Source organism: Acetobacterium tundrae (genome assembly GCF_008086615.1).
Taxonomy (GTDB): Bacteria; Bacillota; Clostridia; order Eubacteriales; family Eubacteriaceae; genus Acetobacterium; species Acetobacterium tundrae.
The window spans coordinates 48,306-63,787 of the sequence record NZ_RXYB01000015.1; the positions used below are offsets into that span (position 1 = coordinate 48,306).

The window sequence follows — 15,482 nt, forward strand, 5'->3', positions numbered from 1 at the left end:
CCTCCTAGATGAATTTATAATTGCAGAAACCAAAACCTCGGGAACCCATTTCGCCAATGCCACTTCCTATTGCGACATAAGCAAGTTCCTGGGCTGACGGGTTATTCTCCAGCATTAAAGTCAACTTATCACCTAAAAGATTAATGTCTTTATAAGCAGTCGAAATTGGTTTTTGATTATCAAATTTAATATGATTAAACAGCTGAAAATTTTCATTCATTTTTGTATGAGACATAGCATTGTATTTTTTAATCAGATTTTCTTTCAATCGACGTTCAAAATCCTCAAAAGTTAATGCAGTTCGCCAATAGCCGCCTTCGGTTTTTAGGACTACAGGAGTGATTGAGTAAATTTTGGAGAGTTGTACATGAGGTAATACTTTGGATTCAATGGTCAAAACTTTTAAATTTGATGAGTAAGCGTTTTCAAGTCTATTGTTAAAAAACAAACCTAATTTTTCATCTGTTGTTCTCAGTGAAAAAGAATAAATCTTACCTTCACAATAGTTTTTGTTTTTCTCCAACGGTGTTAAACCAGAAAATGAATAATTTTTGAATTGGTTTGCTGAATGCCAATTTAATCGGTCAGGATTATCATCAAAACAGGAATCGATTAAATCACAAAGTTTTTGCATTAAGGCAGTGTAATGAATGTCTTTTAATACATAAACTTTTACTGAATATGAAAATATTTTCATTGTGAATACCTCCTCATTTTAAAAGAATACACCTCAATATTTGAAATGTCAAAATAATTCAACAAAATTATTCTACAATAATGCAATAAAATCAAATGCTCATTATTTGATTTTTGAAATTTATCAGAATGAAATGTGATCGTTAATAAATCATTTTTATGAAACGATGAAAACTTATTAATACAAAAATCCCTGTAATCCTTATTGAATATTTTCAAATAGAAGTTACAGGGCATATAGTTTGGATATTTGTATTTACTGTTGGTTTAATAAGGCTTATGAAACCAATTAAAACGCTAAATTCATTTCCGCAAACTGTCTACAGATGTTCTCAGTTATATCCACTATCTAAAACAGCCAGAATATAACTGCACTTTAGTAATTTCTCTTTATTCAACAATCACCGCTACCCCATCCGGAATAACCGTTATTCTTGCCTGATCATTATTCAGGTATTCTCGGGCGATTGACAATGCTTCTGCTAAATCTTTTGCTGGTGTCATCTGAAACTCGCGGATCATTGCTTCCGGTGCCGCAGAAATATAGATGACTTTCGCTTTTAACAGAATTCGTGCCAGAATCTGAGCTTCCCACTGATCGGGAATGGTTTCATTTCTTGGTGTTTTTTCAAAGCGTTCTGACATTGCCTCAATATTTTTCTCATCTTTAAAGGTGTTGAAAAAAGACTCGCCCCCATGGCCATCATTTGACTTTGCCAGCATAATAATAACGCCCCCCGGCTTCACGGCTGCTTCCGCCGCCGTCATCCCTTTAACAGCCTGGTAGATGTTTTGGTCCAGAGGATAGCCGCCGTTGGAGGTGATGACAATATCGCTGGGGATTGCCTTAACTCTGCAGAGACTTTTTAAAAACTCACACCCCTTTGCATGGGCGCTGCCGCAATCACCGGCCACCGCCTGGATCACTTTTTTTTCAGAATTAATGACCACATTAACGACAAAAGCCAGCTTGGCGGCTCTTGCGGCATAAAGCATGTCGGTATGAAGCGGGTTTCCCTCAATGCATCCGGTTCGGGCCTTGGGATGAGCGATAAATTCCCCGCAGTGATTGGCTAGCACGGTGACCCGGCTGGCGATTCCCGGCAGCACACTTTTTCTGCCTCCGGAAAACCCAGCAAAAAAATGCGGTTCGATGAAGCCTTCAGAAACAAGCAAATCAGCTTCTTCGGCTAACTGATTAATGATCAGCTCGCCGCCTGACGGTAAAATCCCGATCTTTACCAGGCTGTCGACAGCACCAGAATCATGAACCACAATTTTTTCTTTTTCAACAATTGCCGATCCAAATTTCTGAATCATTTCTTCTTTGGTAGTTAATCGATGAAAGCCGGTGGCAATGAGGATGGTAATTTCGGCATCGGAATTGCCCTCGCGAATTTCCGCCAGCATCAATGGCATAATGATCTTGCTGGGGACTGGTCGGGTATGATCACTGGCAATAATCACGACTTTCTTCTTTCCTTTGGCTAGTTCTCTGAGTCCTGGGGAATCGACCGGATTTAACAAAGCTTCTTTGACTAATTCAATTTGTGATTTTTGCGGATCATAATTCTCAATTTGTGATACCAGAACGCCATTTAAGATGGACTCGTCTAAATCTGCAGTTAGCTTTTCTTTTCCATAAGGCAAACTTATTTTCATCATTTTTTCCTTCTTTCTTTTAAAAGAAAGACATCAGAGGAAAGCGTTCTCCCCTAATGCCCTTTATTTCATTGAAATAATTCATATTTTTTTAATTAAAATTCTAACCGAAGGTACTCAAAAGGCCTTCGATGAGCGGTGCTCCAAAATAGACAACCAACCCAATCACAACAACATAAGCCAGACAAACTTTAAGGGTGGTCTGTAATATTTTTCCCTCGCTGCCAATAATTCCAGTCGCCGCCGTTGCCACGGCAATGCTTTGCGGTGAAATCATCTTCCCAGCGGTGGCGCCGGCTGTATTAGCTGCTGCCAACCAATAGGGACTAATCCCGATGGCCTTGGCCGCCTCCACCTGAAGCCCGCCAAAAAGAACGTTGGCTGATGTATCACTGCCGGTTACAAAAGTCCCCATCGCTCCGATAAACGGCGAAATCAAGGGATAGTAACTTCCCGTTAGCAAGACTAAAATAGTTGCGATGATACCAATCATGCCACTATAACCCATCACTTTGGCCAATGCGACAATTGATATAATGGTTATCGCCGATTTAAGCATCTGCTTAACGGTGTTTCCGAGAATTTTACTGATTACCCCAAATTTCACGCCCTGGATCAGACCCGCCAGGTAGGTGGCAAAAATAATCAGGGTTCCGGGCGTTGCCAGCCAAAGGAATGTAAAAGGTTTTCCATGTGGGCCGGTGTAGATCTGCACTGATGTTTTAACCTGTGACAAAGCACCATTAATCGCCGGAAATAATGAGGAACAAAGAATAATGATCACAAACACCAATATGAATGGCAGCCACGCCATCACCGCCGTTTTTAGATCAATTTTCTCCTGATCCTTTGCTGCGGTATCTTTATAAAAGACCTTGGCAATAAATATGGTTACCGCCATGCATAAGACAGATCCCACAATTGCCGGTAACTCGGCCCCTAAAAACTTTGCCACAAATATTTGCGGTAATGCAAAAGAGATGCCGGAAAAAAGGGTGATCCAGAAAACACCTTTAAGTCCTTTAATTCCTTTGCCCGTGAACATAACCAGAACAAACGGCACCACGACAATCATAATAAAAAGCTGAATCGCAATGGTGAAGGAAAGATCGTTTACATTAAGTCCGGTTACCTGCGCCAGCGTACTCACCGGTAAACCGATCGCCCCAAAAGCGGTTGGGGTCGTGTTGGCAATCAAACAAATAATTGCGGCAAACACTGGGTTAAACCCAAGTGCTGCCAGAATGCTGGCCGGAATGGCTACGGCTGTTCCAAACCCAGCAATGGCTTCTAAAAATCCGCCAAAGCCCCAGGCAATAATCAATACCAATATCCGTTGATCAGTGGAAACAGTGGTCATCATTTTTTTAATCGTTTCCATTCCGCCAGTATGTGTGACCAGATTATAAGTGAAAACAGCCGCGACAATGATCAGCATGATCGGCCAGATGGCCATTGCGCCGCCTTCCAACGCCGCGGTAAGACTATCCGCCACCGGCATTTTCCATACCAACAAACTTAATACAATGGTAATGACCAAAGCAATGGGACAGGCTTTGTGTCCGGGGATCTTTAAGATCCCCAGCGAAACAATCAGCCATAATACCGGAATTAATGCGATGCAGAAAAGTACAATATCATTCATACTCCACCTACATCTGACATACTTTTTTAGGATTGAGTAGGTTTTTAGGATCAAAGGTTTGTTTGATTCCGGCCATTAAAGCCAGATGTTCAGTTCCAAAGTCGTTTAGAAGATACTGCCGTTTGGCATAGCCGATGCCGTGTTCTCCGGAAACCAAGCCATGGAATGTGAGTGCTTTTGCATACATGCGACCCATCGCTTCGTCAAGTTTTGCATTCCATTCTTCCTGGCCCAGTTTGTCCCGACATACATAGATATGAAGATTTCCATCTCCGGCATGTCCAAAACTCGGAATCCGCAGATCCATTTCTTTTGCTAAGTCATGGGTGAATTCAATAAATTCAGCGATTCGATTTCTTGGCACCACCACATCACATTCATCCATTTCAGTAGTAGACGCCTTGATTGCTTCTAAAAAAGCGCCCCGGGCCGACCAAACGGAATCTTTCCGTTCATCGGTATCGACAATAAAGACATCCTTGGCACCTTCTGCCAAGCAGAGATTAGCCACCACTTCATACTCGGCTTCTACCTGTTCTTTTGTATTGCCATCAAAAGTTAGGAGGATATAGGCGTTGCTGCTGGAATCCGGGAATTTTTTGCCCAGGAATTCTTCAGCAAATAAAATCGTTTGCCGTTCCATAAATTCAATCGCTGTGGGAATCGCTTTGGATTTGATGATCTTTGGCACAATTCCGGCAGCGGCCCCAATATTGTCAAAGGGAATCAATAAGCTCAGGGTCTTTTTAGGCAACGGTAAAAGCTTCAGTATGGCTTCGGTGATGACACATAGTGTTCCTTCGGAACCAATAACCAAATCTTTCAAGCTGTAGCCCGAGCTGTTCTTAACAATTTTTCCACCCAACTCAATAATTTCGCCGTTGGAAAGTACCACCGTCAGCCCGCGGACATAGTCCCGGGTGACCCCATATTTTACGGCCCGCATCCCGCCGGCATTCGTACTGATGTTTCCGGCTATCGTCGCCGATTTTTCGCCGGGATCCGGTGGGTAGAAAAGATCACTTTCTTCCACAAATTTTGACAGTTCCATCAGGAGTACCCCTGGTTCGACCGTTACCGTCAGATTTTCCGTATCCAGCTCGAGAATATTGTTCATCAGGGTGGTTTCCAGCATGATTCCGCCGAATAAAGGAACGCAAGCGCCCACCAAACCCGTACCGGAACCCCGCACGACCACTGGAATATTATGATCATAGGAGAATTTCATGATTTTTGAAATCTCTTCCGTCGATTTCACCTTAATCAAAACTTCTGGATAAGAATGAATGGTTGCCAACTCATCATGGCTGAAATCTTCGCCAATTTCTGCGCCAACAAAAATGCGTTCAGCCGGAATCAGTTCCTTTAAAAAAACGATATCCGCGGCTGTGACTTTTTTATAATCCATCTTATACTGCCATCCTTTCTTCAGGCTCGGTTATTTCCTGCTCTTTTATTGTTTCCGATGCTTCGATCATTTTTAACAGTTCCGGCAGTATCTCATACAGATCACCGACCATCCCACAGTGGGCAACATTAAAAATGGGTGCCTTGGGATCATTGTTAATGGCAATGATGTATTCGGAATTTTGCATCCCGGCAGCAAACTGTACTGCCCCGGAAATACCAAGGGCAATAATCAGCTTTGGTTTTACCGTTCGGCCGCTAAGCCCAATTTGAAGCTTTGCGTCAAACCAGCCGGCTTCAATTCCGGGTCTGGTACAGGCCACGACAGCGCCAATTTTTTCAGCAAATTCATTAATCATGTCCAAATCTTTTTCGCTTTTTACCCCTCGGCCGACAGCCACAATGGTATCAGCCTCAGAAATATCCAGTCCTTTTTCTTTTTTGATCACTTCCAGGACTTCAATGGATGAAATCAGTTTTTCTTTTTCGATTTCCATTATTTCAATGGTTCCCCAAGGATCTTTCACAAATTCAGGCGCGTTAAACACTTTATAGCGAACAGTGCAAAACTGGGGACGATTATTTTCGGTAACAATTTGGGCCATAATATTTCCGCCAAAAGCCGGACGGATCTGTACCAAATCGGTATTTTCTTTCATTTCTAAAATCGTACAATCAGCAGTCAGGCCGGTGCGGTAGCGGGCTGCTACTCGCGGAGCCAGCGAACGGCCGACATTGGTTGCGCCCACCAAGATGGAAGATGGTTTTATTTTTTCAATAAAATCTTCAAATGCATTAGCATAGGGTTCGATTACAAAATGCTTTAATTCCGGTTCATCATACACAAAAACCTTATCGACGCCGTAATTCAAAAGTTCCTCTGCCGGCTTCTTAATATTGGTTCCCATTAACAAAGCATAAACCGGATGATTAGTAACCTTTGCGAGTTCTCGGGCTTTTCCAATCAGTTCTAATGTGACGGGGTGAACCTTTCCTTCGATATGATCCACATAGACCGTAATTCCCCGGTATAAATCCTTGTCAATGGCGACTTTCTCGTCCTCTTCAAGAATGAGAATGCCTTCCGGTCCTTTTTTCAAACACATTTTGCACATCTTACAGGCGGCCGTCACTTCAAGTTTATCATTTTCATAACTGAAGGCTCCGAAAGGACAAATCTCTGTCAGTGCTTCATAGATCTCTCGACCTGCGTTTTCTTTAATTATTTTTATTCCTGCCATGATTTTTTTCCTTTCTAGCCTAAATATTTTTTCTCTGACAAAATTCCAAATAAAGTTTTCGCCAGGGTTTTGCCATCTCCGGCAAAGCTCGTTTTTTCAACATTGCTTTCCGGCGGAAAAATACGTTCAACCTGAGTGGCTGATCCGCTTAATCCATATTTTTTTTCATCGGTGTCATACATATCTTTTAACGTCAGAATTTTTATTTCAGGATTTTCTGTAATTGCCATTTTCCGCTTGTACGAGGGTAAGCGTGGGGTGTAAATATCCTTGTCCACGGTAATCAGACAGGGGTATGGAATCCGTTGGATTTCAATCGAATCATCCATGTTCATCTGTAAAGTCAAGCCTTTTTCATCTGCCAATAAAATCTTAATGACATTTGTAATATGTGGGATTCCTAAAAACTCGGCCATTTCTGGTCCAACCTGAGCGGTATCGCCGTCGGTGGTTTGCTTTCCACAAACGATGAGATCAAAATCTCCAAGTCTTTTAACTCCCTGGGCAAGTGTGTAGCTTGTTGCAACCACATCCGCGCCGCCAAATTTCCGGTCTGATAATAAACAGCCTTCATCTGCACCCATATAAAAAGACTCTAATAATACTTCTTTACTCTGCATCGGCCCCATCGTCAAGGTGGTAATGGTCCCGCCTAATTGTTCTTTCAGCCGGAATGCGGTTTCTAAAGCATACAAATCATAAGGGTTCATTTTTGATTCAACCCCATCACGAATCAGGACACCAGTCACTGGATCGACTTCCACATTGGATGTTCCAGGAACCTGTTTAATACAAACCAGTATTTTCATTCTTACCCTCCATTAAAATCACTCTGATAAAATCTCTTTGATAAAATTTTGCTATTGGTCAGTGGTCTGACCACCAACCTGTTACCATTATATTCTTTTCGTAAATTCTTGTCAAGTATTAAAATAACGTTTTCATTATTTTTTTTATATTTTTATGATTTTGCATTTAAAAATCTCTGTGCTACAATAAAACAAGCATTGAAATCTATAAAAATTTTCTTCTGCGATAATAATACAACAAGCTGCTATCATGATGATATGAGCAAATAAAATGAAATGATGTGTTTATATGTTTAAAGAAATCGAACAAAAAAAAATATATTTGCAAATCCTCGAGCAAATCAAAGACAACATTATCGAGGGAAATTTGAAAAGCGGCGACCGTCTTCCTTCTGAACGACAGTGGGCAGAACAGTTAGGCGTTTCAAGAGCAACCATCCGGGAAGCCATACGGGCCCTGGAAATGATTGGTCTGGTGCGATGCCAACAGGGAGAAGGCAACTTCATTGCCGTCGATTATGAAGATACCCTAACCCAGCCCTTGACCATTATGTTCTGGCTGAGTAAAGCCAAAATCAGTCAGATTCAGGAACTCCGGCGCGCCCTGGAAACCGAATCTGCTAAACTGGCTGCCAAACATATGACTCCTGAGCGCTATGAAAAGATTGAAAAAATTTGTCAGGCAATTGAAACCGAAACCGATGAATCCATTCGGGCTGAATTGGACAAGCGTTTCCATTATGAAATTGCCATGGCTTCTGAAAATATCATGATTAAAAATGTCCTTTTGTCATCCGCTTCTCTGATTGAAGCTCTGATCAAAGATATTCGCATCGCCATCCTTGACGATCCCCACAGAGGCCCACTCATCGACCAGCAGCATCACATTATTCTCCAGGCTTTTCAAAGCCATGATCCCCTTAAAGCCGCGATGGCCATGTCCCAACATATGGATTTGATTGATGACTTTGTTTCCCGGCTGGAGCCTGATGATTAATCGGCGCAAAAATAAAAACCGCAACAGGACTTTTACCCCTGTTGCGGTTTTTTGCTGACTATATCTTACTTCATCTAACTTCAATGATCATTGCTATTGTTTCAAAGCCTCGAATTGCTCTAAATATGCCATCAACGTTGTTTGGATAACGTCGCATCCGCCAACCGCGTCGGATTCAATATTGAGTGGCATAATGGGATCATGAAGGGACATTCTGAGCAGACACCAGCCATTTCCAGCCGTTTCATCACAGCTTACCCGAACCCCTTCATAATTAGGTTCGACCAACGTCCAGCCCGGCTGACTTGCTGCAAAGATTTTAAATTCTTCCAGCACCTTTGCCCCATATGCCTTAAAATCTTCAACTGCGATCTTAAAACGAATTTCTTTTGCTTCTTGCGGTTCCTTCATGCCCTCTAAAAAAGAACTGATCGGTTTTCCGGACTGATGAAGTTCGGCAAACTTTATGAGTGCCAGGGTAACAAGATACGCACCGTCATCCAGAAAATAATTTTCTTTGATGGCTCCGTGTCCGCTGGTTTCCATCGCTAAATGTGTTTCAACTCCGGCTTCATTTAAACGAATAGCTTCGTTAATGACATTTTTATAGCCGCGTTTAAAGCGGTGATGTTTCCCCCCTAAATTTTGAATATACTCAGTTAACCCGGTCGAAGTAATGGAATCGGTCACAATTGTTGATCCCGGATAATCCTTCAACAACAGGCTTGCAATAAAGGCAATAAATCCATTTCGGTTAATGGCATTTCCCTTTTGATCAATAATCGCGGCCCGATCCACATCGGTATCAAAAATAATCCCCATATCCGCCTGATTATCTAAAACCGCTTTGGTGATGTGTTCAATGGCTTGTGGATCTTCTGGATTCGGAACATGATTGGGAAAATTCCCATCCGGATCAAGATAGAGACTTCCTTTTGTATCGGCCCCTAATGGTTGCAGAACCTGTTCGGCAAAAAATCCGCCGGCTCCGTTACCGGCATCGACGACGATATGACTCCCGGCTAACGGCTGCTCTTGCTTTGTTTTTTCACGGATCAATTCTACAATATTTTTTGCATAAGAGGGGATGAAATCGTAGTCGACGGCCTGCCCCCCGGGAGTAAACGATGTTTCGACTGTTTCTGCCAGTTCCAGGATTTCGGCAATATCTTCTTTATTCAAGCCGCCCTCTTTGGTGAAAAACTTAAGCCCATTCCGATTGTAAGGCAGATGGCTGGCCGTTACCATCATCGCACCGTCCGTATTCAGGACCGGATCTACCGTGGTCATGAACATTGCCGGGGTGGTGGCAATGCCGCATTGATAGACCTTATTTCCTTTGCACACCAATCCCAGCGCCACGGCCTGGGCAAAGTGCGACCCGGAAATGCGGCTATCCCGCCCCACGGCGATACTTAGCGGCGCTTTTTTTGCCAATTTATTCTCTAGCCAGATGGCAAAGGAAAAGGCGATTTTCATGACCATTTCCTGGGTGAAATTAACGGTTTCTCCAGGAACTCCAGCAATCGCAATGCCCCGTACATCTGAACCGTTTTGCAACTTCCTAATATTTTTAATTTCCATAATTTCTTAATCTCCTGGCGATGATTCTAGTGAATACAGGGGAATATTTTAGCCAACCAGAGAGGCACACATTACCGCCTTGATCGTATGCATCCGATTCTCCGCTTCATCGAAGACAACCGAGTGCCTGCTTCTGAAGACTTCATCCGTCACTTCCATTTCACTTAATCCAAATTTTTCTTTGACTTCTTGAGCAACATTGGTTTCTAAATCGTGAAAGGCCGGCAGACAATGAAGGAAGATTACATTATCATTTTCTGTTGCCTTAATCATTTCCATATTGACCTGATAGGGTGACAATAATTTAATCCGTTCCGCCATTTGATCCTCTTCACCCATCGAAACCCAAACATCGGTATAGATCACATCCGCACCCTTCACACCGGCTTTAATATCCGTACTCAGGGTAATCGATCCTCCGGTAGTTTTGCACAAGGTTCGCATTTCTGCCACTAAGCCTTGTTCCGGGAAAAGGACTTCCGGTGCCACTGCCACAAAATGCATTCCCAATTTTGCGCATCCGATCATCAATGAGTTGCCCATATTATTTCTGGCATCTCCAACAAACACCAGTCGACGGCCTTTGAGCTCGCCAAAATTTTCCTGAACAGTCAGCATATCCGCTAATATTTGAGTCGGATGGTCAGTATCCGTCAGTCCGTTCCATACCGGTACGCCGGAACAGTCCGCTAATATCTGCACGGTTTCCTGCTGAAAACCCCGGAATTCGATGCCATCATAAAAGCGACCTAACACCTTTGCGGTATCCTCAATGGATTCCTTCTTGCCCATTTGACTATTCGTTAAAAATGTGACGTTTGCTCCTTCATCAAAAGCTGCCACTTCAAAAGCGCAACGGGTTCGTGTTGATGTTTTTTCAAAAAGAAGCACAATATTTTTTCCTTTAAGAAGATTTCCCACCTCACCCGATTTTTTCTTTGCTTTTAACTCTGCCGCGTAATCAATTAGATACTGTATTTCCTCTGGGGTAAAATCCTTTAGCGTCAAAAGATGACGTCCTTTTAAATTCATAGCGCTTCCTCCGTTTATCACTTCTTTTATCTATATTTTAACTGATATTCAGTCTATTTCACAAGGAAAATATTCTTCTTCATAATTTGACTGACTAAAATGAATCTCGATACAGAGGCATGGTCATGCATCGGGGACCGCCGCGACCACGCACCAGCTCTGAGGCTTCAATCCCAATGACTTCAATGCCATTATCACAGAGCACCTCATTGGAACGTTCATTCCGTTCATACGCGACAATCACACCGGGGGCAATCGCCAGGGTATTGGTGCTGTCATTCCATTGCTCTCGGGCGGCGGCAACCGGGTTGCCGCCACCGCTTTCAATCAGATTAATGGCCGGCAGCTCCAGAACCGATTTAAGCGCTTCTTTGAGGCTGTCCGCCCACTCATAAAGAAGATAGTCTTTGCCGCCTGGTGTCATAACGACGGTTTCAATTTGTTCTAGAATACCAGGGTAGACAATAAATTTATCATAATCCACCATCGTGAAAACAGTATCTAAATGCATAAAGGCGCGATTATTGGGAATTTTTACGGCCAGTACTTTTTCAATGCCCAAGTCCGCATTAAAAAGGTTTTTGGCCAGCTCTTCAACTCCCTGTACAGCAGTACGCTCGCTGCAACCCACTGCAACAACTTTCGGGCTGAGAACCAGGATATCCCCACCTTCGACAGAAAAAAAGTTAGTATCCTGATAAAAGGTTTTATTTTCGCAGGTTGCAAACAGGGGATGATTTTCATAAATGGCCGACATGTAGCGACTTTCCCTTTTTCTCGTCCGGGTAGCCATTGCCGAAATACTCAGTCCATCATGAATGGTAACGGCAGGATCTCGCATGAAATAAAGATTCGGCAAAGGATTTAAATAAAATGCATACGGTTCCGGCCCTTTTAAATAGTCCGTTAACACCCGATGCCGTTCCATATGATTCAGTTCTTTTTGCAAAACGCCGGCAATTAATGCCTCTCCCAAATCCTCACTATTCAAGGACATTAAATATTCACTCAAAAAGCCATCAATATAATTCCCGGATGATGGATTCTGGTCGATCACTTCATTGATTAGTTTCTCTCGGACTGATGTTTCTTTGAGAATATCTTTTAATAAATCTTCAACATAATAAACTTCTGCTCCCCGCCTTTTTAATATCGCGGCAAAAGCATCATGCTCTTCCTGCATCCGTTTCAGCCATGGGATATCCTCAAACAATAATTCCTTTAAGGAATCCGGAACAATCCGTTCCAGTTCTCTTCCCGGTCGATGAACCAACACTTTTTTTAATTTTCCTATTTCTGATTCTATATTTAAATTTTTATCTCCCATTTTTCATCTCCATTCTTCCCCATTCTTTTTATTATATCACCGCTTTGATGAAAATCCTATCAATTCGAAATAATTCAAAAAACAAAAAAAGAAGAACATCAGCCCTCCCTTTTTGTGCGGAACTTTTCTATGTTGTCATTATGAAACTAATAATTTCTTTTCAGCTACAGCTTCATCATCATCAAGTAATACTATTTTTACGCTTTGAGTTAAAAGATCGGAATAACTAAAAGATAACTTTTGCTCTTTTCTTTTATCCTCTTTAACTCTTACGGTAAAAATACTGGGATAAGTTTCCTCAATAATCCCTTCTTTTTGGTAAAGTTTTTTCTTGCTCTTATGTGCTTCAAGTTTGACTCGTCGACCAAGATAATTTTCCACCTCACGTCTAATGTCCATAATGGTTGCTTTTGGCATGAAATTCACCTCTCTTATGGTTTTCTCTTCCTTAGTATAGCACATATTTAATGGAAAGTAAAACTTTTTTATTATAACAATACAGAGAATCTTTGTCAACATGTAATTTATATTTCTATTTACATGTTGCTCGACGTTTACATTTTGACGTCTGCCCCGCTCTCGATTATCTTCTGAAAAAATCTTCAATCCGGTAAAATAGCATTCTGCTATTTTACGGGTTGAAATCTGTTTTATTCTTATGCCGAATACATTTCTTTGCCATCACGCAATGCCTCAATAATCCGCAGGGGGTTGTCTATCCAAAACGCATCTTCAAACTTTGAAATCACCTCAGGCGACTCAAACCCCCAGGTGCACAGCACCGGCAGCATTCCCGCATTTGTCCCGGTTTCATAGTCGACCATTGAATCCCCCACATAGAGACATTCTTCTGGCTCGACGCCCATTTTTTTTGCTAATGCCAATGTTGTCGTCGGATTTGGCTTTCTTAAATCATCACTGGTGAATCCCACTACATCAACAAAATCATAGCCCTTAAACAAAATTTGGATCAGCGATTTTGCCACTGAATCCGGTTTGTTGGTGCAAACCCCATAGGGAATACGATTTATTTTTAAATAATCCAGTACTTTTATGATCCCCGGGTAAGGTTTTGTTTTTTTTATGTAATTAATGCTGTATTCAGTCCGAAGCAGATCCGTCAATTCATCGACGAAGGCATCATCACAGCGATATTTTTCAGGCACTGCATCACGTATCAAATTTCTAAGTCCCCTACCAATTAATTTTTTGCCATCTTCATAGGCATAAGTGGGGAATCCATGCTGTGCCATGACGGTATTGCAGGAATCAATAAGATCCTCCAGAGAATTAATTAATGTGCCATCTAAATCAAAAACGATTCCTTTATATTTGTGCATTTTTACCTCCAATTATCTTTTGTTCATCTTTTTTATTTTATTATAACCTAATTCAATAATTATTTTTGTTTTTTTTACGCTGTTGGTTTATAATAAGATTATCATTTTCCTTGGAGGTATTATTTTGGGTTATAAAGAAGAAAATTATTTGAATCTCAGTAAATCTTTAATTAAAAATTTTGAAAAACGGAATTTTGAAGGCTATTACTGCAGTTCGCGCGATGAAGCTTTAGAACTTGCTTTATCGTTAATTCCAAAGGGCGCCGGCATTACCCATGGCGGTTCCCAATCCATTAAAGAAATTGGTTTACTTGATGCGGTAAAAAACGGTAACTACACCTACCTTGATCGCGGTCTGGCTAAATCGTATCCGGAAAAAAGAGACTTTCTCGCAAAGGCGGTCCTAAGCCACACGCTTATAATGGGGACCAACGCCATTACCATGTCTGGCGAACTCGTAAACATCGATGGTATCGGCAACCGCGTGGCTTTACTTTGCTTTGGTCCTGAGCAGGTCATCATCATTGCCGGGATTAATAAAATTGTTGCCAATGTAGATGCCGCCATTTTCCGAACCCAGAACGTTGCCGCTCCGGTTAACGCTATCCGCCTGAGCCGAAAAACGCCATGTTATGATACCGGCCACTGCGGCAATTGCCATAGTGAAGATTGCCTTTGTTGCGATATTGTCGTTACCCGACATAGTGATATTCCCGGCCGCATTAAAATTATTTTAGTCGGCGAAAATTTAGGTTATTAAATGAATATCCTGGATGCTTTAAACCAAGCATTTTCAAAGTATCCTCAAGTTGTTGAAGCGAAATCCCGAGTTGCTTACGGCGGTGCCTGTGGTTCCTATTGCGAAGAAGCCAGCCTCTCTTTTTTTAATGATTCCTGCACGCTTTTTCCCTGTAAAACGTTTGAGGATGTCTTTGAGGCACTGAATCAGGGAAAAGCCGATTATGGGGTTGTTCCCATTGAAAACTCTTCCACTGGTTCCATTGCTGTCGTTTATGACCTTCTTTCCCGCTACCAGTATTATATCGTCGGCGAGGAAGAAATCCGGGTTCGTCACTGCCTTCTAGCTCCCAAAGGAGCGACTCTTGAAAGTATTGATGAAGTCTATTCCCACCCCCAGGGGTTTTCTCAATCCCAGGAATTTCTGAACACCTATCCGAACTGGAAATGCATTCCCTATTTCAATACGGCCATTGCCGCCGCTTACGTGGCTGAAAAAAACGAACCCCATATGGCCGCCATCGCCAGCAAACGAGCCGGTGAGATTTACGATCTTGAAATTTTGGCCGAAAACATCAATTTTTCACAAACCAATGTCACCCGATTTGTCATCATCTCCCGTGAACTTAAACTTTTTAATAAGCCAACTTGCGTCAGTATTGCTTTTCATCTGCCGCATCGTCCCGGATCGCTTTTTGAAGTCATTGGGATCTTCTCGGTCTTTTCGCTCAATTTATCCAAGATTGAATCCCGACCTTTGGCAAATCACAATTGGGAATATCTGTTTTTTATTAATTTTACCGGAAACATTTCTCAAAGCACCCTCACCACCCTGCTTCCGATCATTGCCGAAAAAACAGATTATTTTCAGTTTCTGGGTTATTATCCGCAATTTATCGAAAAAGGTCCAACTGTTTAAAAAATTAGTTTTGGTAACAAAAAACGTCCTGAAGACAATTGTAACTCGTTGTCTGCCGCATGCTCGTACAGGCTGTCGCCTGTTC

General features: G+C 42.1%; 14 protein-coding genes. 3 read left to right on the plus strand and 11 right to left on the minus strand.

The window, feature by feature from the left end; genetic code table 11:
- Positions 1–4: 4 nt before the first annotated feature.
- From cas6 to lctB, 6 genes are all read right to left on the minus strand, one after another.
- Positions 5–697, minus strand: a complete 693-nt coding sequence (gene cas6, locus FZC40_RS12035) for a CRISPR-associated endoribonuclease Cas6 (protein ID WP_148604654.1) — start codon at positions 695–697, stop codon at positions 5–7.
- A gap of 389 nt (positions 698–1,086) precedes the next feature.
- The gene (gene larA / locus FZC40_RS12040; protein WP_148604656.1) at positions 1,087–2,361 is read right to left on the minus strand and encodes a nickel-dependent lactate racemase; all 1,275 of its coding nucleotides are present in this window, start codon (positions 2,359–2,361) and stop codon (positions 1,087–1,089) included.
- A gap of 100 nt (positions 2,362–2,461) precedes the next feature.
- A complete protein-coding gene (locus FZC40_RS12045; protein ID WP_148604658.1) occupies positions 2,462–4,003 on the minus strand; it encodes an L-lactate permease in 1,542 nt (513 codons plus the stop codon).
- Between the two features lie 7 nt (positions 4,004–4,010).
- Positions 4,011–5,411: a lactate dehydrogenase subunit LctD gene (gene lctD / locus FZC40_RS12050; protein ID WP_148604660.1), complete on the minus strand. Its 1,401-nt coding sequence runs from the start codon at positions 5,409–5,411 to the stop codon at positions 4,011–4,013.
- A gap of 1 nt (position 5,412) precedes the next feature.
- Positions 5,413–6,651 (minus strand): lactate dehydrogenase subunit LctC, encoded by a 1,239-nt coding sequence (gene lctC / locus FZC40_RS12055; protein ID WP_148604662.1) that lies wholly within the window; start codon positions 6,649–6,651, stop codon positions 5,413–5,415.
- A 14-nt stretch (positions 6,652–6,665) separates the two neighbouring features.
- Positions 6,666–7,460: a lactate dehydrogenase subunit LctB gene (lctB, locus tag FZC40_RS12060; protein WP_148567517.1), complete on the minus strand. Its 795-nt coding sequence runs from the start codon at positions 7,458–7,460 to the stop codon at positions 6,666–6,668.
- 289 nt (positions 7,461–7,749) lie between these two features.
- Here lctB and FZC40_RS12065 point away from each other — a divergent pair, with 289 nt between their 5' ends.
- Positions 7,750–8,457 (plus strand): FadR/GntR family transcriptional regulator, encoded by a 708-nt coding sequence (locus FZC40_RS12065; RefSeq protein ID WP_148604664.1) that lies wholly within the window; start codon positions 7,750–7,752, stop codon positions 8,455–8,457.
- Between the two features lie 93 nt (positions 8,458–8,550).
- On the opposite strand, the gene FZC40_RS12070 is transcribed toward FZC40_RS12065, so the two are convergent.
- From FZC40_RS12070 to FZC40_RS12090, 5 genes are all read right to left on the minus strand, one after another.
- Positions 8,551–10,041, minus strand: a complete 1,491-nt coding sequence (locus FZC40_RS12070; RefSeq protein ID WP_148604666.1) for a phosphohexomutase domain-containing protein — start codon at positions 10,039–10,041, stop codon at positions 8,551–8,553.
- A gap of 48 nt (positions 10,042–10,089) precedes the next feature.
- Positions 10,090–11,073 (minus strand): ornithine carbamoyltransferase, encoded by a 984-nt coding sequence (gene argF / locus FZC40_RS12075; RefSeq protein WP_148604668.1) that lies wholly within the window; start codon positions 11,071–11,073, stop codon positions 10,090–10,092.
- Positions 11,074–11,167: 94 nt separating this feature from the next.
- Positions 11,168–12,400, minus strand: coding sequence for an arginine deiminase (arcA, locus tag FZC40_RS12080; RefSeq protein WP_148604670.1), 1,233 nt, complete (start codon positions 12,398–12,400; stop codon positions 11,168–11,170).
- A 138-nt stretch (positions 12,401–12,538) separates the two neighbouring features.
- Positions 12,539–12,817, minus strand: a complete 279-nt coding sequence (locus tag FZC40_RS12085; RefSeq protein ID WP_148567512.1) for a Veg family protein — start codon at positions 12,815–12,817, stop codon at positions 12,539–12,541.
- Between the two features lie 239 nt (positions 12,818–13,056).
- The gene (locus tag FZC40_RS12090; protein ID WP_148604672.1) at positions 13,057–13,740 is read right to left on the minus strand and encodes an HAD family hydrolase; all 684 of its coding nucleotides are present in this window, start codon (positions 13,738–13,740) and stop codon (positions 13,057–13,059) included.
- Between the two features lie 124 nt (positions 13,741–13,864).
- On the opposite strand from FZC40_RS12090, the gene FZC40_RS12095 reads away from it, so the two are divergent.
- Positions 13,865–14,500 carry a lactate utilization protein gene (locus FZC40_RS12095; RefSeq protein WP_148604674.1) on the plus strand — a complete coding sequence of 212 codons (636 nt, stop codon included), beginning with the start codon at positions 13,865–13,867 and terminating at the stop codon, positions 14,498–14,500.
- Positions 14,501–15,397 (plus strand): prephenate dehydratase, encoded by an 897-nt coding sequence (gene pheA, locus FZC40_RS12100; RefSeq protein ID WP_148604676.1) that lies wholly within the window; start codon positions 14,501–14,503, stop codon positions 15,395–15,397.
- The last annotated feature ends 85 nt before the right edge of the window (positions 15,398–15,482 follow it).